Annotated in this window: 24 protein-coding genes and 1 tRNA gene; 17 read left to right on the top strand and 8 right to left on the bottom strand. The window is 62.5% G+C overall.

Annotated features, from left to right (window positions below):
- Nucleotides 1–94: 94 nt before the first annotated feature.
- The 3 genes from NKI25_RS13270 (at nt 95) to NKI25_RS13260 (ending at nt 2,357) form a co-directional block, all read left to right on the top strand.
- A complete protein-coding gene (locus tag NKI25_RS13270; RefSeq protein WP_352637343.1) occupies nt 95–622 on the top strand; it encodes a metallophosphoesterase in 528 nt (175 codons plus the stop codon).
- A gap of 50 nt (nt 623–672) precedes the next feature.
- A complete protein-coding gene (locus NKI25_RS13265; protein WP_352998570.1) occupies nt 673–1,968 on the top strand; it encodes a cytochrome P450 in 1,296 nt (431 codons plus the stop codon).
- 74 nt (nt 1,969–2,042) lie between these two features.
- A complete protein-coding gene (locus tag NKI25_RS13260) occupies nt 2,043–2,357 on the top strand; it encodes a hypothetical protein (protein ID WP_352998592.1) in 315 nt (104 codons plus the stop codon).
- A gap of 61 nt (nt 2,358–2,418) precedes the next feature.
- Here the strand turns inward: NKI25_RS13260 and NKI25_RS13255 are convergent, their stop codons facing one another.
- A complete protein-coding gene (locus NKI25_RS13255; RefSeq protein WP_352998569.1) occupies nt 2,419–2,652 on the bottom strand; it encodes a hypothetical protein in 234 nt (77 codons plus the stop codon).
- 163 nt (nt 2,653–2,815) lie between these two features.
- Nucleotides 2,816–2,892, bottom strand: a tRNA-Arg gene (locus NKI25_RS13250).
- A 230-nt stretch (nt 2,893–3,122) separates the two neighbouring features.
- On the opposite strand from NKI25_RS13250, the gene NKI25_RS13245 reads away from it, so the two are divergent.
- The 4 genes from NKI25_RS13245 to NKI25_RS13230 are packed head-to-tail and all read left to right on the top strand — an operon-like array spanning nt 3,123 to nt 9,993.
- Nucleotides 3,123–3,851: a hypothetical protein gene (locus NKI25_RS13245; RefSeq protein ID WP_352998568.1), complete on the top strand. Its 729-nt coding sequence runs from the start codon at nt 3,123–3,125 to the stop codon at nt 3,849–3,851.
- A 28-nt stretch (nt 3,852–3,879) separates the two neighbouring features.
- Nucleotides 3,880–5,454 carry a type I restriction-modification system subunit M gene (locus NKI25_RS13240; RefSeq protein ID WP_352998567.1) on the top strand — a complete coding sequence of 525 codons (1,575 nt, stop codon included), beginning with the start codon at nt 3,880–3,882 and terminating at the stop codon, nt 5,452–5,454.
- Nucleotides 5,451–6,545, top strand: a complete 1,095-nt coding sequence (locus NKI25_RS13235; protein ID WP_352998566.1) for a restriction endonuclease subunit S — start codon at nt 5,451–5,453, stop codon at nt 6,543–6,545. Before NKI25_RS13240 ends, NKI25_RS13235 begins: the two co-directional genes overlap by 4 nt.
- Before the next feature lie 13 nt (nt 6,546–6,558).
- Complete coding sequence (locus NKI25_RS13230; protein ID WP_352998565.1) at nt 6,559–9,993, top strand: DEAD/DEAH box helicase family protein; 3,435 nt, start codon at nt 6,559–6,561, stop codon at nt 9,991–9,993.
- A 29-nt stretch (nt 9,994–10,022) separates the two neighbouring features.
- Here NKI25_RS13230 and NKI25_RS13225 read toward each other — a convergent pair whose 3' ends face one another.
- Nucleotides 10,023–10,943 carry a zinc-binding dehydrogenase gene (locus tag NKI25_RS13225; protein ID WP_352998564.1) on the bottom strand — a complete coding sequence of 307 codons (921 nt, stop codon included), beginning with the start codon at nt 10,941–10,943 and terminating at the stop codon, nt 10,023–10,025.
- Nucleotides 10,944–11,144: 201 nt separating this feature from the next.
- Between NKI25_RS13225 and NKI25_RS13220 the strand changes: the two genes are divergently transcribed.
- Complete coding sequence (locus NKI25_RS13220) at nt 11,145–11,951, top strand: AraC family transcriptional regulator (protein ID WP_352998563.1); 807 nt, start codon at nt 11,145–11,147, stop codon at nt 11,949–11,951.
- A 33-nt stretch (nt 11,952–11,984) separates the two neighbouring features.
- On the opposite strand, the gene NKI25_RS13215 is transcribed toward NKI25_RS13220, so the two are convergent.
- The gene (locus NKI25_RS13215) at nt 11,985–12,875 is read right to left on the bottom strand and encodes a D-alanyl-D-alanine carboxypeptidase family protein (protein WP_352517157.1); all 891 of its coding nucleotides are present in this window, start codon (nt 12,873–12,875) and stop codon (nt 11,985–11,987) included.
- A gap of 237 nt (nt 12,876–13,112) precedes the next feature.
- Here NKI25_RS13215 and NKI25_RS13210 point away from each other — a divergent pair, with 237 nt between their 5' ends.
- The 4 genes from NKI25_RS13210 (at nt 13,113) to NKI25_RS13195 (ending at nt 15,362) form a co-directional block, all read left to right on the top strand.
- Complete coding sequence (locus NKI25_RS13210; protein ID WP_352998562.1) at nt 13,113–14,219, top strand: hypothetical protein; 1,107 nt, start codon at nt 13,113–13,115, stop codon at nt 14,217–14,219.
- A gap of 76 nt (nt 14,220–14,295) precedes the next feature.
- A complete protein-coding gene (locus tag NKI25_RS13205) occupies nt 14,296–14,916 on the top strand; it encodes a nucleoside triphosphate hydrolase (RefSeq protein ID WP_352998561.1) in 621 nt (206 codons plus the stop codon).
- Nucleotides 14,917–14,986: 70 nt separating this feature from the next.
- Nucleotides 14,987–15,247, top strand: a complete 261-nt coding sequence (locus NKI25_RS13200; protein WP_352697276.1) for a hypothetical protein — start codon at nt 14,987–14,989, stop codon at nt 15,245–15,247.
- Nucleotides 15,234–15,362, top strand: a complete 129-nt coding sequence (locus tag NKI25_RS13195; RefSeq protein WP_302893450.1) for a hypothetical protein — start codon at nt 15,234–15,236, stop codon at nt 15,360–15,362. Before NKI25_RS13200 ends, NKI25_RS13195 begins: the two co-directional genes overlap by 14 nt.
- A 21-nt stretch (nt 15,363–15,383) precedes the next feature.
- Here the strand turns inward: NKI25_RS13195 and NKI25_RS13190 are convergent, their stop codons facing one another.
- From NKI25_RS13190 to NKI25_RS13180, 3 genes are all read right to left on the bottom strand, one after another.
- Nucleotides 15,384–16,088 (bottom strand): glutathione S-transferase family protein, encoded by a 705-nt coding sequence (locus NKI25_RS13190; RefSeq protein WP_352588686.1) that lies wholly within the window; start codon nt 16,086–16,088, stop codon nt 15,384–15,386.
- 136 nt (nt 16,089–16,224) lie between these two features.
- Nucleotides 16,225–17,433, bottom strand: a complete 1,209-nt coding sequence (locus tag NKI25_RS13185; RefSeq protein ID WP_352588683.1) for a beta-ketoacyl-[acyl-carrier-protein] synthase family protein — start codon at nt 17,431–17,433, stop codon at nt 16,225–16,227.
- 4 nt (nt 17,434–17,437) lie between these two features.
- Complete coding sequence (locus tag NKI25_RS13180; protein WP_023677013.1) at nt 17,438–17,692, bottom strand: acyl carrier protein; 255 nt, start codon at nt 17,690–17,692, stop codon at nt 17,438–17,440.
- A gap of 223 nt (nt 17,693–17,915) precedes the next feature.
- Here NKI25_RS13180 and NKI25_RS13175 point away from each other — a divergent pair, with 223 nt between their 5' ends.
- From NKI25_RS13175 to NKI25_RS13155, 5 genes are read left to right on the top strand one after another with little or no spacing between them, the layout of a single operon-like run.
- Nucleotides 17,916–18,737, top strand: coding sequence for an urease accessory protein UreD (locus tag NKI25_RS13175; protein ID WP_502897369.1), 822 nt, complete (start codon nt 17,916–17,918; stop codon nt 18,735–18,737).
- A 28-nt stretch (nt 18,738–18,765) separates the two neighbouring features.
- Entirely contained in the window at nt 18,766–19,068 is a 303-nt protein-coding gene (locus NKI25_RS13170; protein ID WP_023677011.1) for an urease subunit gamma, read from the top strand.
- A 19-nt stretch (nt 19,069–19,087) separates the two neighbouring features.
- On the top strand, nt 19,088–19,345 hold the full coding sequence (locus NKI25_RS13165; RefSeq protein ID WP_352455915.1) for a DUF1272 domain-containing protein: 258 nt from the start codon (nt 19,088–19,090) through the stop codon (nt 19,343–19,345).
- 28 nt (nt 19,346–19,373) lie between these two features.
- Complete coding sequence (locus tag NKI25_RS13160) at nt 19,374–19,967, top strand: HupE/UreJ family protein (protein WP_352588678.1); 594 nt, start codon at nt 19,374–19,376, stop codon at nt 19,965–19,967.
- A gap of 7 nt (nt 19,968–19,974) precedes the next feature.
- Nucleotides 19,975–20,280, top strand: a complete 306-nt coding sequence (locus tag NKI25_RS13155) for an urease subunit beta (protein ID WP_352588675.1) — start codon at nt 19,975–19,977, stop codon at nt 20,278–20,280.
- A 26-nt stretch (nt 20,281–20,306) separates the two neighbouring features.
- Here the strand turns inward: NKI25_RS13155 and NKI25_RS13150 are convergent, their stop codons facing one another.
- Nucleotides 20,307–20,801: a hypothetical protein gene (locus tag NKI25_RS13150; RefSeq protein WP_352998560.1), complete on the bottom strand. Its 495-nt coding sequence runs from the start codon at nt 20,799–20,801 to the stop codon at nt 20,307–20,309.
- Nucleotides 20,802–20,912 lie beyond the last annotated feature (111 nt).

The following is a 20,912-nucleotide window of genomic DNA, read 5'->3' as shown; positions in this document are numbered from 1 at the left end:
GAGCGGGTTGAGCAAGCATCGGGAGAGCAACATGGACTTGGTGCGCCACGCGCCTACCTGCGCGGCAGTTCGACAACAGGCCCAGCGAGTGCGCATGATCTACTTCACGGCCGACACGCATTTCAGCGACCCGCGCATTTTGCGCATCGACCGCCGCCCGTTCGGCTCGCTGGCGGAACATGACCGGTCGCTCATTGCGTTCTGGAACGAGACTGTCGGGCCGGACGACGAGATCTGGCATCTCGGCGATTTTGCCAGGGGATCGGCCGCGTTCGTGTCGTCGCTTCTGGCGTCTCTTCATGGCAGCAAGCATTTGATCATCGGCAACAACGATGCTGCGGCCACCATCGAGGCCACAGGTTGGGCGAGCACGCAACACTACAAGGAGCTGGCGCTCGACGGCAGCCTGCTGATCCTTTGCCACTACCCTTTTCGCACCTGGAACCAGATCGGCAGGAAATCGATCGACCTGCATGGCCATTCCCACGGCAGGCTGACCCCGGTCACGCGCCAGTATGACGTCGGCGTCGACAGCTGGGATTTTCGTCCGGTCACGCTGACCACCATCCTTGCCAGCCGCGGCCGAAGGGCGGCGCGGCTAAGCCGTCAAAAAGTCGAGTGATCGAAAGTGCCGGCCGTGCGTTGAGGAATTTCAACGCCAGGGAGCACGCCATGAACAGACGTGAACTGATCGATGCCGATGGCGGCAATCATGCCGCAAAACCCATTCCGCGCGCCGCGTTCGATAGCACCTTGGCCCTGCTGCGCGAAGGCTATGACTTCATTTCGGCCCGCTGCCGGCGCATGAACACCGACATCTTTGCCACGCGCCTGATGCTGCGGCCGGCAATCTGCGTCCGCGGTGCCGAGGCTGCCGAGATGTTTTATGGCGGCGACCACTTCACCCGAATTGGTGCGATGCCGCAGACCACGCTGCGTCTGCTGCAGGACAAGGGCAGCGTCCAGGCGCTCGACGGCGCCGCTCACCACCACCGCAAGGCGCTTTTCCTGTCGATCCTGTTGGATGGTGACCAGATCGAGCGGCTCCGCGCAACCTTCCGTCGCGCCTGGCTCGACCAGCTGGAAGACTGGCAGCGGCGTGACGAGATCGTCCTGTTCGACGCCGTAAACCTCGTCCTGACCCAGGCGGCAGCGGATTGGGCCGGCATCCCCGCCGACAAGGATCGCGCCGAACTCTGCCGCGAGCTCAGCGGCATGGTCGAGAACGCCGGCGGCATCGGGCCGTCGACCATGCTGGCGCTGTGGCGGCGACGCCGGACCGAACGCACTATCGGCGAGCTTGTACGGCGCGTTCGAAGCGGCGCGCTTGATTTGCCGGCAAACAGCCCGGTCCGCCTGGTCAGCGAATATGTCGATGCCGAGGGAATGCCGCTCGATGTTGCCAGTGCCGCGGTCGAAATCATCAACATTATCCGTCCAATCGTCGCCATCGGCCGCTTCATCATGTTTGCGGCGCTGGCGCTTCACCAGCACCGCCAATGGTACGACAAGTTCGCTGCCGGCGATGACGACGGGCTGGAAGCCTTCGCCGAGGAGGTTCGCCGGCTCTATCCGTTCTTCCCGTTCATCGGCGGCCGCGCCCGCCACCCCTTCGAATGGAAGGGCTACCGCTTCGGCAAAGGCGACTGGGTTCTGCTCGACCTGCACGGCACCAACCACGATCGCCGCCTGTTTGTGGAGCCGGACCGATTCATCCCGGAGCGCGGCTTGAGCTGGAAAACCCGCGGCTTCGACTTCATCCCGCATGGCGGCGGAGATCCGGCGACTACCCATCGCTGCCCCGGAGAAGCCGTCACCGTCGCGCTGATCATGGAAGCGGTTCGCCTGCTGACGCGGTCGATGGCCTACCAGGTGCCTGATCAGGATATGACCGTCTCGCTTGCCCGCATGCCGGCGCGGCCGAAATCCGGGTTCAGGATAGATAATGTGCGGCGAAAACCCGGCTGAAAGGCTGCCGGTCGAACCGGAACCTCTGCGGAGCTGAGGCGTTCGAAAAATTGCAAGGCGTAAAGGCAAACGCAATGGCTCAGAAGATCACGACAGGCGCGAACGACCGGCCGCGCAATGAAACCATCGGCCAATCCGGCGAAGGCCTGCCGGACGACAGCAGCAGGCCGCTCGAGGTCGACGAAGGCTGGGTCGCCCGGCTGAGAAACAAGCTGCAGGGCAAGCCCCGGCAAGCCGGTCAGACCAACACGGACGAAGTCCCCGCAGGCACTCCAGGCGCTGGCGAGAATATTTGCCGCCGCTGTGCAGGGTCAGGGATGATCGACGGCCGCACCTGCCCCGAATGCGGCGGAACCGGCAAGGTGGTGACGCCGATAGGCGGAGGCTGAGGGGATTCGACAGGCTTGGCGACCTGCTTCAGTCCAAGTCCGTCCGGCTGTGGAGCGCGGATCAGATCGCCGGCACCCACTTCCAGAGCACGCCCTCCTTGCGGTCGGGGTAGTGCTTGAACTCGCATTCGAAGCGCCAACCGTAATTCTTGGCGGCGGCAAGCGCCTCCTTGCTGACCGGGTTCATGCCGGTTCCCGGCGCAAACCAGTCCTCCAGCAAATCATCGGGGATATAGGCGCCGATCCTCAAAGGCAGCTTTTCGAGGACGACATCCATTTCGGGCGGTGCGGGCACGGGGCGCTCCTTTCGATCTATCTCACGAACAAATTTGAGGCCGATTGAGTTCCAGGCGGTTGTTGAGATCGACGGTGATCGTCAGGAACCGGAGTACTGGATTTGATTTCCCGCTTTATGAGACAAGATACGGCCGAAATGGTGATGGCAAAATTCGCAAGTTTGGCGCACCCGACAGGATTCGAACCTGTGACCTCTGCCTTCGGAGGGCAGCGCTCTATCCAGCTGAGCTACGGGTGCCTTCAGGATCGACAATCCGGAAAACGAACCAGCCGGTAAACCGGCCAGCCACGGCTTCTTAGCGGAAGCAGAGGCGGGCTTCAACGGGCAAATGGAATTGCGCTTGCCTCCTCAGGCAGAGGTCACAAGTTCGACGCCAGTCGGGTGCGCCGGTTATGTGCCGAATGAGAGCTAGATCGAACGGGCAAACAGCCGTAGTGATCCGACGGCACGTTTAGGAGGATTGAGCCATGGGCATTCCGCAGCACTACAGCCACATGTTGCCGGTGCGCTGTAGCGAATTGGTCAAAACTCTTTACCCGTTAGTAAAGGCGGATCAGCGACAAGCTGATAGGCATGGCGGTCCTTTGGGCACGACATTGTTATTGGCTTTGGCGACGCCGATGATCGTTTTACCGGCTGAACGTATACTGCAGGCCTTGGACGGCAATCCGGGTTACTCCGACGAGACGGGCATAGATCCTGTCCTAACCAAAGCGGTTCGAAGCGAATGTGACAAACGGCTAAAGGAAACCTCATTTTTTGAGGGTCTTGGCTGGACCTCCGTTAGCGGCTGGGCAATGTTTGACCTCGGTAAGCGACTTCCACCTGATTTAGCCGAAGAGTTGCGTAGTGCCGCTGCCCAAAATGCGGCTGGGAACCTAGAGGTGCGCGCATTCTTCAGTCGTCTTCGGAATGGACTTTCCCACGGTGGGATCATGTATCTGGACAGCAAAGGCGAATCTTCCGAGGCCGAAGCGGAAATGCTTGCATTTGTCAGCGGCAAACGCGGCACGAAACAACCCCTTTGCCGAGACGGAACTTCGAAATGCGCCTACGCGGGGCCGCCAATCGAAAGTCTCAACATTCTGCGAATTTCGGAGAGCGGGTTTCGCGAGTTCCTTATGAGATGGGCAACCTGGCTTGAGAACTCCGGCGCTGCTAGAGGTCTAAGTGAAACAGTTATAGCCGCAGAGTGAGCGGCTGAAGCAATCGAGAATCAGAATAATGATCACAGGTGAACTTCGCTCGAAAATCGAAGCCGTCTGGAACGCCTTCTGGGCGGGTGGCATTGCCAATCCGCTCGAGGTGATTGAGCAGATCACATATCTGCTTTTCATGCGCGGGCTGGACGAGGCGGAGCAACTGGAAGAAAACCGTTCGACGCGGACCGGACAGCCCATGCGCCGGCGCATCTTCAAGGATGGCAAGGACGGCATCGGCAAGGAAGGTGGCGTTGCTTACGCGGACATGCGCTGGTCGCGGCTGAAGAACAGCGATGCGGGCACGATGTTCAGCACCATGTCAGAACACGTCTTCCCGTTCCTGCGCACCATGGCGGAGGACGGCACCGCGCACGCCACGCACATGAAGGGCGCGCGCTTCACCATTCCCTCTCCGGCGCTGCTGGTGAAGGTAGTCGACCTCATCGACAAGCTGCCGATGCAGGATCGCGACACCAAGGGCGATCTCTACGAATACATGCTGTCGAAAATCGCCAGCGCCGGCCAGAACGGCCAATTCCGCACGCCGCGCCATATCATCGCGCTGATAGTGGAGATGACGGCGCCGACGCCAAAGGACGTCATCTGCGATCCGGCCTGCGGCACCTGCGGCTTCCTTGTCGCGGCAGGTGAATATCTGCGCGACAACCATCCGAAGCTGTTCATCGACCAAAAGAGCCGCGACCATTTCAACGAGGAAATGTTCCACGGCTTCGATTTCGACCAAACCATGCTGCGCATCGGTTCGATGAACATGACGCTGCACGGTGTCGAGGATCCCGACATCCGCTATAAGGATTCGCTTAGCCAGGAGCATGCTGGCGACGAGGACCGCTATTCGCTGGTGCTGGCCAATCCACCCTTCGCAGGCTCACTCGATTACGAGACCACCGCCAAGGACCTCCTCTCAATCGTCAAGACCAAGAAGACCGAGCTTCTGTTCATGGCGCTGTTCTTGAAGCTACTAAAGCCCGGCGGTCGGGCGGCGGTGATCGTGCCGGATGGCGTGCTGTTCGGCTCCTCCACCGCGCACAAGGCGATCCGGAAAATGCTGGTCGAAGACCATAGGCTCGACGGCATCGTCAAGCTGCCGTCCGGAGTGTTCCGGCCCTATGCCGGAGTCTCGACCGCAATCGTGCTGCTTACCAAGACCAATTCCGGTGGCACGGACCATGTTTGGTTCTATGACTGCCAGGCTGACGGATTTTCACTTGACGACAAGCGCACGCCGCTTCTTTCGGTCGAAAAGGTAGGACCAACACCCGGCCGCCGTGAGGCAGGGCATTTCGTCAATATTACGCTGACCGATGACGAGCTTGCGAAGAATAACCTGCCAGACATCGCCGCCCGCTGGGCCGAGCGTCATACGGCGGAGCACAAGCGCGCCCGCACCGATCAGAGCTTTTGCGTGCCCAAGGCCGAGATCGCGGCCGCTGGCTACGACTTATCCATCAATCGTTACAAGGAACTAGTGCACGCAGCGGCACAGCAACGGCGCCCCAGGGAGATCATCGAGGAATTGAAGGTGCTGGAAAGGGAAATCGCGGAAGGACTGCAGGAACTCGAGGCGATGCTGTGACCTTCGTGGAATTGCAGCAAATCGCTGATTTCGTGCAAGGCGGGCGGCATGGTCTGTCTGGCAAGAATTTCGTGGCGAATGGATTCCCCGCCTATGGTGCCGGCGGAGTGAACGGCTTTCTACCGGAGCCAGAATTCAATCGGGACGCGGTTATCCTTTCAGCCATTGGAGCTCGTTGCGGAAAGTGTTTTTTGGCTGAGGGCCAATGGTCAAGCTTGGCAAATACCCAAGTGATATTCCCCGACTCCAAAAAGGCAGACGTTCGGTTCCTCTGGTATCAATTGAATGATGAAGCGCGCTGGCCGCGCCGGGGTCTCGCGCAGCCGTTTATTCGTCCATCAGATGTCAGAGCGCACAAAGTCTTTCTTCCCCCGCTCGACGAGCAGCGGCGCATTGCGGCGATCCTGGACAAGGGGGATGGGCTTCGCCGCACGCGCAAGCGCGCCGCAGAACTTCTCGACAGCCTAGCCGACGCCACCTTCCTGGAAATGTTTGAGGAGAATAGCGGGGCAACATTTGAACTGAAAGATGTCGTTAAGGCAGGAACAATCGTTACTTACGGAATAGTTCAGGCAGGTCCAGAGGTTGTTGACGGCGTACCGTATATTAGGACCGGTGACCTTGTCGACGGCGAGATCCAAGCGGCGAACCTGAGGCGCACAAATCGGGCGATTGCCGCGAAGTTTGGTCGATCCCGGGTCGAGGCAGGCGATATAGTTATGAGCATCCGCGCAACTGTAGGGACCACCGCTATCGTGCCACCTGCTCTAGAGGGGGCGAACCTTACACAAGGAACCGCACGCATTGCTCCAGGCGATAAAGTTCGCTCTGAATATTTGCTTGGCTATCTTAGATCTGAAAGAATCCAGCGATGGATCGCTGCTCAAGTAAAGGGCGCAACGTTCCTGGAGATCACACTTGGAAGACTTAGAGAGCTTCCTGTCGCGGTCCCGCCGATGAGTCGCCAGCTAGAATTCTCACGCCGGATGAGTAAGCTGCGGCAGCTTTCAGGAGTGATGAAAGTTCAGAAAAATCGAGCGGACGCTTTGTTCTCCGCACTCCAACAGCACGCGTTTTCAGGTCGACTTTAGCCCGGGGCCAAAAGTGTCCAACTTCGCATTCCTCGCTGCCGAATTCCCGACCGTCCACGAGGCGGCGGTGGAGGCTGAGCGGCAGGCAGGGGTGTCGCCGACGGCGGCTGCATTCTTCGCAGGTAAAACAGTCGAGCTCGCGGTTAAATGGGCGTTCCGCTCGGATCCAGGCCTCAAGCTCCCTTATCAAGACAACATTGCGGCGCTTCTGCACGAGCCGAGCTTTCGCCGCGCGGCGGGCGAAGCGGTGTTCGCCAAGGCGAAGTTCATCAACACGCTACGCAACTGCGCCGTGCACGAGGAGAAGACGATCCGCCCTGGCGATGCGGCCGGCGCTGTTAAAGAGCTTTTCCATGTCTGCTTCTGGCTCGCCCGCACCTATGCGCGCAAGGCAAAGCCGGCGGATGGGCTGACCTTCGACACTTCGATGCTATCGCGCCGCGACGAGACGCTTAAGAAGGCCTTCGCGCACCTAAAGGCGCAGCAGGAGGAACTCGACGCCAAGAACGGCGAACTGGCAAAACTCCTTTCCGACAAAAGCAATCTCGACGAGGAATTGAAGCGGCTGCGGGCCGAAGTTGCTGCGGCACGGCAGGCCAGCGAAGCGACGCCTGATCAACATGACTACAACGAGGCCGAGACCCGCGATCGTTACATCGACCTCCTGCTGCGCGAGGCCGGTTGGGCGCTGGACAAGCCGGAAGATCTTGAATTTCGTGTCGAGGGCATGCCGAACAATGAAGGCATCGGCTTCGTCGACTATGTGCTGTGGGGAGCCGACGGCAAGCCGCTCGGTCTGGTCGAGGCCAAGCGTACGCGCAAGGATGCGCGCCAGGGCCAGCAGCAGGCCAAGCTCTATGCCGACCGGCTGGAAGCGCACTACGGCCAGCGGCCGGTCATATTCTATTCGAACGGTTACGAGCACTGGATCTGGGACGACCAGAATTACCCGCCGCGCCAGGTCGGCGGCTTCTACAAGCGCGACGAGCTGGAACTGCTAATCCAGCGTCGCACCAACCGGAAGAAGCTCAGCGGGACTCGCATCGATACCAAGATCGCCGGCCACAGGAGGCCCTATCAGCAGCGCGCCATCCGCGCCATCGCCAAGAGCTTCGAGGACGACGGCGAGCGCAAGGCGCTGCTGGTCATGGCGACCGGCTCAGGCAAGACGCGCACGGTGATCGCGCTGGTCGACCTGCTGATGCGCGCCAGTTGGGCTAAGCGCGTGCTGTTCCTCGCCGACCGCGTCGCACTAGTCAACCAGGCGGCCGGCGCGTTCAAGGCGCATCTGCCTGATTCGGCGCCCGTTAATCTCGTCACTGAACGGACCAACGAGGGCCGCGTCTTTCTGTCCACCTACCCGACGATGATGAACCTCATCGACGGAAAGGCTGACGAGAAGCGCAAGTTCGGGCCTGGTCACTACGATCTGATCGTCATCGATGAGGCCCATCGGTCGGTCTATCAGCGCTATCGGGCGATCTTCGAATATTTCGACAGCTTCCTCGTCGGACTGACGGCGACACCAAAGGACGAGATCGATCGCAACACTTATTCGCTGTTCGACTTGGAAGACGGCGTGCCGACCGACGCCTATTCGCTCGACGAGGCGGTGGCCGATGGCCATCTGGTGCCGCCAAAGGCGATCTCCGTGCCGCTGAAGATCGTGCGCTCCGGCCTGCGCTATGACGATCTGAGCGACGAGGAAAAAGATCGTTGGGACATGCTGGAATGGGGCGAGGAAGAAATCCCCGATAGTGTCGACGCCGCAGAGGTAAACAAGCGGCTCTTCAACATCGACACTGTTGACCTTGTCATTGCGCATTTGATGACCAACGGCATTAAGGTCGAAGGCGGCGACCGGCTCGGCAAGACTATCATCTTTGCCAAAAACCAGGCGCATGCGTTGTTCATCGAGGCGCGATTCAACGCGGCCTATCCGAACCTCGCCGGCCACTTTGCCCGCGTCATCACCTATGAGAGCGGAGCCTACGCGCAGACGCTGATCGACGATTTTTCGAAGAAGACAAAGGCGCCTCATATCGCTGTTTCGGTCGACATGCTCGACACCGGTATCGACGTGCCCGAAATAGTCAACTTGGTGTTCTTCAAGCAGGTGCGCTCGAAGACGAAATTCTGGCAGATGATGGGACGTGGCACGCGGCTCTGCCCGGACCTGTTCGGACCAGGCCAGGACAAGGAGTTCTTCCGCGTCTTCGACTATTGTCAGAACCTGGAGTTCTTCGGCGCCAATCCGGAACTGAAGGAAGCTAGCGCTGCGAGATCGCTGTCGGAACGACTGTTTGCAGCGCGGCTCGACCTAGTGCGAGCGCTGGACGAAAAGAAACAAAAGTCCGATGGCCTGGCCGAGGATGCGACATCGTTCAAAAACGCGAGCGACGCCGAGTTGCCGCCGACTGAGGACGGAATTCGAGCTGACGCAGTTGACGTTCTGCGCGACACCATAGCTGGGTTGAACCTGGACAACTTCATTGTGCGCCAGCGCCGTCGTGCCGTGGAGAAATACCAAACGCCGGAAGCCTGGATCGCGATCGACGACGAGAAGCGAAAGGAACTCGTTGACGAGATTGCACCTCTGCCGTCGGCGAAGCAGTTCGGAACCGAGGAAGCCAAACGGTTCGACCTGTTGATGTTCTCGCTGCAGCTCGCGCTGCTGAAGGGCTCCAGGCGCTTCAGCACCTTGAAAAAGCAACTCCTCGAGATCGCGTCAGCGCTGGAGGACCAGACTGGCATTCCGGCAATTGCTCATCAGGCCGCCTTGATCGAGGAGATTCAGACGGACATCTGGTGGGAAGGCGTCAGCGTTCCTTTGCTAGAGCTGGTCCGTTTACGTCTGCGTGACCTCGTCCAGCACATCGAGAAAGGCCGGAAAGCAGTCGTCTATTCCGATTTTGACGACGAGATCGGCAAGGGCGTCGAAATCGATCTGCCGCAAGTTGGCGAGGCGGATTTCGCCCGCTTCAAGCAGAAGGCGCGCCATTTCCTCAGGAAGCACGAGGATCATCTCGTCCTGCACAAGCTGCGGCAGGGAAGGCCGCTTACAACCACTGATCTGGCCGAGTTGGAAAAGATGCTACTCGAGGCAGGCATTGGTGATGCCGGAGACATCGAGCGCGCACGCGAGACGAGCCACGGCTTCGGTCGCTTTGTCCGTTCACTGGTTGGACTCGACCGCGCAGCCGTTTCGGAGGCCTTCAGCGAGTTCCTGTCGGCGGGGACAGCTTCCGCCGCTCAGATCGAATTTGTCGGCATGATCATCGAGCACCTGACCGACCAGGGCACGATGGATCCAAGCCTGCTCTATGAGCCGCCCTTCACCGACGTCGCGCCTACTGGACCTGAGCAGGTCTTTGACGAGGACCGTGTGATGAGGCTCGTCAACCGCATCCGCGAAATCAGCGACACCGCAGTAGCATCCTTGGGATAGACACCGTCCCGTCCGGCGCCACCGCCTGCTCATTCTGTCACGGTAAGCACTGCCTTGCCGCTGATGCTGCGCTGCCGCAGCGCGTCGAGGGCTTGGCCGACGTCCCGCCACGGCACGGTGAGGACTACGCGCGTTTCGAGCCGGCCGGCTGCGATCAGCGCGAGCAGCGAGGCGATGTCGGCGCCAACCTCCGGACCGGAAGCGTAGTAGGCGAAGGTCTGCAGCCGCGCACCTTCGTGCCCCGGAACGAACTGGCGGAAGCCGATGGGCGTGAGTTCGCCGCTGCTCGAGCCGAACATGACGACGGTCCCGCCGGGCGCGATCCGTTCGATCGCGTGGGCGAGGCTATCGCCGCCGACCGACTCGGTAATCAGCGAGAACAGTCCTTCGGCCAGCTCGATCGTTTCGACGACCCGCTCGGCTCCGAGGCCGCGGAGATCGTCGGCATGCCGTTCAGCGGCGACCGCCACCACCGACGCGCCCTGCTGGCGGGCGATCTGGATCTGGAAACGGCCGACCGCGCCGCTTGCGCCGGTAATCAGGACCCGCTGGCCGGCCAGGTCGCCGCCGAGGCGCAGGGTCCGCAGTGCGGTCGTGCCCGCGACCGGAACAGTGGCGGCGGAGACGAAGCTGACGTCGTCCGGCAGGACGGCGAGGTGGTCGGTCGGAACGGCGACCCGTTCGGCCCACCCGGCCTCGTCGACCAGAGCCGCAACCCGGGCGCCGACGGCCGGCCCGGAGCCGTCGGCCGCGGCGCGCTCGACAATTCCGGCGACGTCCTGGCCAGGCACCCAGCCGTCCGGACGGATGTTGAGCAGGCGCAGTTCGCCGCGGTTCAGCGAGACTGCCCGGACCGAGACCAGCGCCTCATGCGGGGCGGGCTCCGGCTCACCAAGCTCGGCGAGCCGCAACCCGGTGGCGCTGTCGGAAGATGTGACCAAGGCGAGCATTGGTATCGTCCCTTCTTGCTGCGTGGCGGACGCCAGCCTGTTTCCGTGCGCCGGGCTTGTTGGTCCGACGTTCAGAACGCAAGCAGGGCATGACTAAATGGAAGCCCGCCTGTCGGCTTCTGAGTTACTCATCCCTAAACTATCGACTTTCCTGTTTGAGAATTTAGATATCTTGGCAGTCGATCGCTAAAATCAGTCAATATGAGACAGCCTCTCCGCTACCCCTGGCCTTTCGATCCGGATGATGTCCTCGCCCCGGCAATCGCCGTGCGCGTCGACGTTACCGAAACCAGGGCGGAGGTGCCGGACCACCACCACCGCAAAGGGCAACTCGTCTTCGCGCTGGGCGGTGGCGTCACATGTCGCGTCCCCAGCGGCCTGTGGATGGTGCCGCCGCATTGCGCGGTGTGGATTCCCGGCGACATGGAGCACAGCAATATCGCGACCGCCAATGCCCGGATTTTCTTCGTCTATATCGAACCGGGAGCTACCGACCTGCCGGACCGGTGCTGCACGCTTTCGATCACGCCGTTGCTGCGCGAGCTCATCATCGAGCTGGCGGATCGCGTTGAGGACGATGACGCGAGGGGCGAGCTCCTGACCAGGGCTCTGCTCACCGAACTGCCGCGCATGCCTGTCCAGCAGCTGCATTTGCCGATCTCGTCCGAGCCGCGCTTGAGGCGCATCGCGGCGGCGTTGGCGCAAGATCCTGCCGATCGCAGCACCCTGGCGGAATGGGCCAGTCGCGTCGCGCTCAGCGAGAGCAGTCTAGCGCGTCTCGTGGTGAAAGAGACAGGGCTGACCTTCGGGCGCTGGCGCCAGCAACTGCACCTGATCGTCGCAATGCGCGAGCTGGCCTCCGGCGCCAGCGTGCAGCAGGTTTCGGCCGATCTCGGTTACGAATCGGTCACCGCCTTCATCACCATGTTCAAGAAAGCGCTTGGCAAGCCGCCGGCAAAGTATCTCAGCAGTGTCGCGCAAAACGGCGGCTCTGATTTTGTCGCCTGAACCCGCACGCGGTCAACACTCGGACTTCAACTGTCACTGCTCCTCGGCATACAGCAGCCGCGTCTTTGCCTCGGAGGTCGGCAACAGGCTGCGCTGGATCAGCGCCTCGACGTGGTCGTTGCGCTGGCGCGCGCTGTCGGCGCCCATCACCACGATGATCAGCCTGTGCCCGTCCGCATTATAGGAGGTGACGATGTTGAAGCCCGAAGCCCTGATGTAGCCGGTCTTGATGCCGTCGACCCCGCGCACCCGGCCGAGCATGTCGTTGTGGCCGCGCACCAGCCTGCCGCGGAACATGAAGTCGCTTTCAGAGAAATAGTGGAAATGCTGCGGGAAGCGGGCGTGCAGCGCCATGCCGAGCACCGCCATGTCGCGCGCGCTGGTGTGCTGGTCGCCGTCCGGCAGGCCCGAGGCGTTGCGGAAAACGGTGCTGCTCATGCCGATCTGGCGCGCCTTGGCGGTCATCATGCCGGCGAACGCCTCTTCGCTGCCGCCGAGATATTCGGCAACGGCGACCGCCACGTCATTGGCCGATTTGACGACTACGGCGCGGATCGCCGAATCGACGTCGATGGTCTCGCCGCGCCTGAACCGCAGCTTGGTCGGCGGCTGCCGGGCGGCGTTGTCCGACACCGGGATTTGCGTCTCCTTGCTGATGCGGCCCTGGTCCAGCGCCTCGAACAGGAGGTAGAGCGTCATCATCTTGGTCAGTGACGCCGGATAACGCGGCGCCGTCGAATTGACCTCGAACAGCGTCTTGCCGGTGCCGGCATCGATGACCATGGCGGCATATTTCTGCGGAGGCGCCGGCACGGCCAGCACGCTGTCGGGCGGCGTGACAGTCGTGCAGCCGGCAGCAAACAGCAGCAGCGCCAGCACAGCGACGCATTTGTGGATGGACGAAAAGAACCGGAAGGCGGACAAGTTAGTTCCGAAGGCAGGCAGTTTCTGAGACGACGCGAAGCTATCTTAACGCAAAGGCACAGTCCATTTGGTTAATATCGGTCTGGCCCTCGAACGGTGCCCTGTCCACAGGCCGACGTGGCGCCGCCTGATGTGAATTGCCGGCCACCGCGCTTGCGCAGCCGGCGGCGAGTGGGCTTTGCTGGCGCCGGCAGAATCGGGCCGCCAGAATCGGGCTGGCAGAATCGGTAGGTGCACATGGATACGGTCACGATCACGGCGAAGGGCATTTCGGTATCGGTCGATCTTGCCGTCGGCCATCTCGCCGACATGACGGTCGATATCGATGGCCGCCGGCTGAAGCCGCTGCATCGCGCACCCTGGGTCGGCGAGCCGCGCGAGATGCTGCCGAAAGACCTGCCTGAAGGGACGGTCCACCTGTCCGGCGATTTCCTCTGCGCGCCGTTCTCGATCAGCGACGTCGAAGCGGCACCTTTGCATGGCTGGCCGGCAAATAGTCGCTGGGACGTCGTCGACAGCGCGGCAACGGCCGATGGCTGGCGCGCCGTCTTCCGCCTGCAGCGCCCGGTCATGGGCGCAACCGTCGACAAGATCCTGACCTTGCGCGACGATCATCCCTTTCTCTATCAGGAGCACGTCTTTTCCGGCGGCGCCGGCGCCATTCCCGTCGCCCACCATCCGATGACGGTGATGACGGCCGGCGGCAGGCTGGCCTTCTCGCCGAAGCGCTTTGCCGCGACGCCCAACGAGGCGCCGGAGCCCAATCCCGCCCGCGGGCGCTCGTTGCTCGCCTACCCGGCGCGAACCGCCGACCTGACGCGCTTTCCCGCCGCCGACGGCGGCACGATCGACCTGACCACCTATCGCATGGACCAGCTGCGTGAGGACTTCGTGACGCTGGTCGAGGCCGATCATGGCGGGCCGGGCTGGACCGCGCTGGCGCGTCAGGCGGAAGCCGATCTCGTGCTGGTGCTGAAGAACCCGGCCGAACTGCCGGTCACCATGCTGTGGGTCAGCAATGGCGGGCGCGATTATGCGCCATGGAGTGGCCGCCACCGCGGCGTGCTCGGCATCGAGGACGGCCGCACGGCCGTCGGCCACGCCGCATCGCTCGGCGACAATTGGCTGAAGCGCGAAGGCGTGGCGACCGCCTTTGCCCTTTCCGAAGGGCGCCGCTTTTCGTTCCGCCATGTCATCGGCGCACTGCCATGGCCATCCGGCGAGCCGCCGCACGACGTCACGACCTCGCCGGGCCGCATGCGCATCCTGGCGGCTGACGGTGCCGTGCGCGACATCGCCTTCGACAGCGATTTCCTGCGGATCGGTCAATCCAGGCCCGATTGAAGGCTTGGCACAATCCGGCGTTTGAAATTTTCGAAAACTGCCGCCAAAATGCGCCAGAACCACCGTAAGGGGGCCAATGTCAGAAATCGCCCATATCGCTGCTGCCATTTTCAAGCGCGCCGGCAAGGCGCCGCGCTTCATCGTTGCCATTGCCGGTCCGCCCGGCGCCGGCAAGTCGACATTGTCGACAGGCTTGCACGACCTGCTGCCGGAAGGCACGGCGGAAGTCGTGCCGATGGATGGCTTCCATTACGATGACGTCGTTCTCGATCGACGCGGCCTTCGCGCGCGAAAAGGTGCTCCGGAAACCTTTGATTTTGCCGGCTTCGAAGCGCTGCTGAAGCGCATCCGCGCCGGCGAGCCGGATATCGCCATCCCGGTCTTCGACCGCAGCATGGAGCTGTCGCGCGCCGCCGCTGCGATTGTCGCCGCCGACACCAAATTCATTCTGGTCGAAGGCAATTATCTGCTGCTCGACGAGGAACCCTGGACGCGGCTGGCGCCGCTGTTCGACTTCTCGATCTTCGTCGATGTGCCGCGCGCCGAGCTCGAGCGCCGACTGCTGGCGCGATGGCACGAGCACGGCCGCTCCGACGAGGATGCGCGCGCCTGGATCGCCTCTAACGATATGCCGAACATCGACCGCGTGCTTGCCCGTCGGCGGGCCGCCGACCTGGTGGTCGGCGACCTGGCCTGACTTGCAAGGAACCGCCCGGCCGGAACCTTGACAGTTTCAGGCCGTTATCCCGGATACGGCAATTGTGCCCATGAGGGAACCGTTCGATGGAAACCATGGCAAGAAAGCCTGCGCCCGCCAAGGGCAGGGCAACACGATCAAAAGCCACTCGAGTGAAAACCAGCGCCGGCCCGGCAGCGGCGGCCCGCTCCAAGGATGCGGCAAAGCCCAGCTTTGGCAAGGCGGCGCCGAAAAAGGTGATGCCTGCCGCGACCAAAGCCGCTGCACCCAAGCCCAAAAGATCGGCAAGCAGCAGAGGATCGATCGCAGGCAGCGCAATGCGCACTGTTAAAGCAACGGCCAATGTCGCCGCCGGTGCCGTGCTTGCCACCGCCAAAGGTGCGGCGTCGCTTGCTGCTTCCGTAGTCGGCAAGGGCGGCTCAAAACCCCGGACCAAGGCAAAATAGCCGAGCGGAATCGATGTAAGATCAGCTTCTGGCCGGAATGGTGAGGCCCCTCTGCACCGCCGGCCGGGCGAGGCCACGCTCCAGCCATGCGCCCACGCTGGGGAAATCGTCGAAACCGACGAGTTCCCGCGCCTCGTAGAAGCCGATCAGATTGCGCACCCACCCAAGCATCGAAATATCGGCGATGGTGTAATCGTCGCCCATGATCCAGCTGCGGCCCTTGAGCCTCGTTTCGAGGACGCCGATCAGCCGTCGCGACTCGTCGCGATAACGTTCCAGCGGGCGCTTGTCGGCGATTTCGCGCCCAGCGAATTTGTGGAAGAATCCGACTTGGCCGAACATCGGCCCGATCGAAGCCATCTGGAAGAACACCCACTGGATCGTCTCATAACGCAGCGTCGCGTCTGCCGGCACCAGCTTGCCGGTCTTGTCGCTGAGGTAAAGCAGGATGGCGCCGGATTCGAACAAGCCGATCGGCTTGCCGCTCGGGCCGTCCGGATCGATCATCGCCGGTATCTTGCCGTTCGGGTTCAAAGACAGGAATTCCGGGGTCCAGCTCTCGTTCTTGCCGAGATCGACGGCATGCGGCTCGTAAGGCAGGCCAAGTTCCTCCAGCGCGATCGATATCTTCACCCCGTTCGGCGTCGGAAACGAATAAAGCTGGATGCGGTCGGGGTGGCTCGCCGGCCAGCGCCTGGCAATCGGAAACGCGGACAGATCGGTCATCGAAACTCCTGGTAGGGGACCGCGCCGAGCGGCACGGTCATGGCAGGTCGCAGAGAATTAGGCGCGACGCCTGGCGCGATCAATATGCGCATGGAAAGTTTCGCCGGCCCCGGTGAAGGACCCGCAAGGGGTGCGGTCACACGGCCTTGACCGCCAGCACCGCATTGGTGCCGCCGAAGGCGAAGCTGTTGCTGATCGCGGTGCGCACGGTGCGTTCGCGCGCCACGTTCGGCGTGATGTCGAGATCGCAGTCGGCGTCGGCTTCCCGATAATTGGCGGTCGGCGGCACGATGCCTTCGCGGATCGCCATCACGCAGGCGATCATTTCCAGCGCGCCGGAGGCGCCGAGGCAGTGGGCGTGCATCGATTTGGTCGAGGACACCGAAAGCTTGTAGGCATGGCCGCCGAACACGCGTTTGATCGCCGCCGTCTCGATCTGATCGTTGGCCTTGGTGCCGGTGCCATGCGCGTTGAGATAGTCGACGTCCTCGGGATTGAGCCCGGCATCGACGAGGCAGAAGCGCATCGCCGCCTCAGGCCCTTCGATGGTTGGCGCGACGATATCGGAGGCGTCGGCGGAAAGGCCGACGCCGGCGATTTCGGCAAGGATGGCGGCGCCGCGCGCCATGGCATGCTCATATGTTTCCAGCACCACCATGCCGGCGCCTTCGCCGAGCACGAGCCCCTGGCGGTCGGCCGAAAACGGCCGGCAGGTGTCCGGCGACAGTACCCGCAGGGCCTCCCAGCCCTTGAGGATGCCCCAGACCAGCGGCGCATCGGTGCCGCCGGCGACCATGACGTCGGCCCGGCCGAGCCTGATCTGATCGACCGCCGAGGCAATGGCGTGGTTGGATGACGAGCAGGCAGAGGTGATGCCGAACACCGGCCCGCGCAGACCAAGATTCATGCTGACATGGCCGGCTGCAGCGCCCGGCATTACTTTCGGGACGGTGAAGATGCCGGCGCGGTTCTTGCCTTCGAGCAGGATGGCGCGATAGTTCTCTTCGATTGCCTCCCAGCCGCAGACGCCGACGCCGACGATGGTGCCCATCCGGTAGGTGTTGGCCGCGTGCGGGTTCAATCCCGCCTGCTGTGCCGCCTCCCGCGCGGCGATCGTCGCCAGAAGGCTGAAGCGGTCCATCGACACGACCTGCTTGCGGTCGATGCCGTGCTCGGGAAGCGCCTTGATTTCGCAGCCGACCTTGACCTTCAGATCATGCAGCAGCGGATTGTCGATCGCGCCGATTGCCGAACGGCCGGCGCGCATTTCATTCCAGATTGCCGGTGCATTGGTGCCGAGCCCGCATAATCCGCCGATGCCCGTGATGACGACGCGCTTGTGCATTCAGTCAGGCTTTTTTCGCGATCAGCGCGCGAACCGCCTCGACCATGTCGCCGACATTCTTCAGATTGCTCCAGGCATCGACAGTGTTCATCTCGATTTCGATGCCATACTCTTCCTCGAGATCGAAGATGATCTCCGTCAGTTCCAGCGAATGGATGCCAAGGGCGGTCAGTTCGGTACTGGTGGTGATTTCCTCGCCGCCCGGCTCGGCATGAGCCTTGATCTTGGCGATGATATCGTTTGCCAGCTGGTCAGCCATTCGGTTTCTTCCCCAACTCTGTCGTTTCCCGACGCCAACTGATCAGCGCCCCTTTTGTCCTCGATTACGTCGTCATCGTCGCCTTTTACCCCCGCCAGGCGCCGGTGACCGTACCAAGGTGGCTCCCTCTATAGAAACCGAAACGCTGTCAAGCAACAAGCTATATATCGACAAAGCCGCCGCAGTGCTTAACGTTGGTGTCGTGGATACGATCGCATATAGCTTGACTTCAGTGCCGCCGGCCCAGCGTGTTGCCGGCGTCGCGCGGCTTGGCTGCGACTGGAACGGAGGCCGCACGCGTCTTCGGCGTCTGTACCAGGACGGTTCGGCCAAGATCCGCATGCCGGCGGTCTCGGCCGATCCGCTCGAAGCCGTCCTGATCAACACCGCCGGTGGGCTGACCGGTGGCGACCGTCTCGCCTGGGAGGTCGATGTCGGTGCCGGCGCCTCCGCAATCATAACAACGCAGGCCTGCGAGAAAATCTATCGCGCCGCATCCGACCGCGCCGAAGTGCGGGTGCAGCTGACTGTCGGGGAAGACGGCCACATTGCCTGGCTGCCACAGGAAACCATCGTCTTCGACCGCTCGGCCTTTGCCCGCAGCCTTGACGTGGAGCTTGCCACCGGAGCCGAGGCGCTGATCCTGGAGGCTACCGTCTTCGGCCGCCTGGCCATGGGTGAACGGGCTTCGCAAGGCCATTTCCACGACCGCTGGCGCGTCCGCCAGGACGGGGCGCTGGTCCATGCAGAGGAGTTCCGCATCGGGCCGGACATTGCGGCCACCTTGAACCGTCCCGCAGCGGCCGGCGGTGCCGTCGCCGTGGCGACGCTGCTGATGGTGTCGCCACGGGCAGAGGCTTTGCTCGAGCCGGCCCGGGGCATAGTCGGCGGCCAGGGCGGCGTCAGTTTCTGGAGCGTGCGGAAATCTGGCAAGCTTCTTGCGAGGCTGTTCGCCGAGGACGGGTACCAGCTCCGCAAGCGGCTGGTGCCGCTTGTCGAATTGCTCAACGGACGGGCGGGCCTGCCCAAATTATGGTCACTCTGATTTCGATTGCGCCACCGCAGGAAAAAGCATGAATCTGACGCCGAGGGAGAAAGACAAGCTGCTGATCGCCATGGCGGCGATCGTGGCCCGCAAGCGGCTCGAACGCGGCGTCAAGCTCAATCATCCGGAAGCGATCGCGCTGATCACCGATTTCGTCGTCGAGGGTGCCCGCGACGGCCGCGCGGTCGCCGAGCTGATGGAGGCCGGCGCCCATGTCGTCACCCGGGCCCAGGTGATGGAAGGCATTGCAGAAATGATCCACGATGTGCAGGTCGAGGCGACGTTTCCAGACGGCACCAAGCTGGTGACCGTGCACGAGCCGATCAGATAACACCGCCAAGGAGAGGAAAATGCTTGAGCTGCGTCCCAACTGCGAGTGCTGCGACAAGGATCTGCCGCCCGATGCGACGGATGCGGTGATCTGCACCTTCGAATGCACCTTTTGCGCCGACTGCGCACAAAACGTGCTCGGCGGCGCCTGTCCGAATTGCGGCGGCAACTTCTCGGCCCGCCCGATCCGTCCGGCAGCGCTGCTGAAGAAATATCCGGCCTCAACCAAGCGCGTCCTCAAGGCAGAGGGCTGCGCTCCGGCCCGCAAGGCGGCGTGAGAGGTACTCGAAGATGGAAGGTACGCCGATGATCCCCGCTACGATGAAACGCTCAACGCTGTCGGCGGTCCTGCTGCTGGCGGCAGCAATGCCAGCCTATGCCCATGTCGGCATCGGCACGGTTTCGTCCTTCACCGCCGGCTTCTCCCACCCGCTCTCCGGCCTCGATCACATGACGGCGATGATTGCCGTCGGGCTATGGGCCGCGCTCAAGGGCGACAAAGCGATCTGGGCATGGCCGCTGGCCTTCGTAAGCGTCATGCTGGCCGGCGGCGTGCTCGGCATGCTGCATGTGCCGATGCCTTTCGTCGAGCCGGCGATACTGGCGTCCGTCGTGGCAATCGGGCTGCTGGTTGCGCTCGCCGTCGATCTTCCTGTCTCGGCCGGCGTCGCCGTCATCGGCCTGTTCGCGCTGTTCCACGGCTATGCCCATGGCACCGAGGTGCCCGAGAATGTCGGCGGACTCGGCTATATGGCGGGCTTTGCCGTTGCCACGGCACTGCTCCACGCCGTCGGCATCGCGGCCGGTCTCGGCCTCGGCTGGCGCTTCCGCGGGCTTGCCCGCGCCGCTGGCGCCGCTTGTGCCGCGATTGGCGCCGGCCTCGCTTTCGGCGTCGTGTGAGGCCGCGATGATCCCCGGCGAAATCATCACGGCAAGCGGCGAGATCGAACTGAACAAGGGTCTGGCGACGGTCACCTTGAAGGTAGCCAACAGCGGCGACCGGCCGATCCAGGTAGGCAGCCATTATCATTTCTTCGAGACCAATGAGGGACTGAGATTCGATCGCGACAAGTCCCGCGGCATGCGCCTCGACATCGCTGCCGGCACCGCCATGCGCTTCGAGCCCGGCCAAGAGCGCGACGTTACCCTGGTGCCGTTCGGCGGCAAGCGCGAGGTCTACGGATTTCAGCAGAAGATCATGGGCGCGCTGTGAGATCGAAGGCGTCGAGCAGTTTCGGCTCAGCCGGGCGGCTTGGCCGCCGCATAGATGACGACCTTTCCCGGATCGTCGAATTCCACCGCCAGAACGTCCTCGGTTTGCACTCGCCGCGAATCGATGGCGTTGAACAGCAATGCGTTCGCCTCGATCTCCTTGCGCAGCTCGGCGATGTCGTCCCGATGTTGCCTGACCTTGTTTTCGATCGCCGGCGGCGGGCCGCCTTCGGTGCGCGCGGCATCGGTAAGAAACACGATATCGACCTTGTCGAGCTTGGATGTCTTGCGCACGGCGGCGATATTTTCACGCGTGCGGTCGATCGCCGAACTGACCTTGCCGGCTTCCGCATTTGTCTGGGTCTCTTCCTGGCCGACCTCCGAGCCGACGATCCGATTGACGGTCTCGGCGCTGTCGAGGCTCTGCGCGTTCAGCGCGGCGTTCGGAATGCTGGCTGCCAGAAACGCGGTCGCGGCAATCCCATGCAGCCATCTGGTGTCGGAGAAGGTGGTGATCGCCATCGCTCGTTCTCAGGGTCCTTTTCGAGGCTCGTGTCAGGGCGACAGGACCGAAACGTAACGTCCCCCGTGAAGGTTCCCTTTGCGATGCGGCGGGCTGGCCGGGCGCCGGCC

This window comes from Mesorhizobium sp. M0808, assembly GCF_040320025.1.
GTDB lineage: Bacteria > Pseudomonadota > Alphaproteobacteria > Rhizobiales > Rhizobiaceae > Mesorhizobium.
Note: the sequence above shows the minus strand (reverse complement) of the source record. Positions and strands in the feature narration are given on the sequence as shown.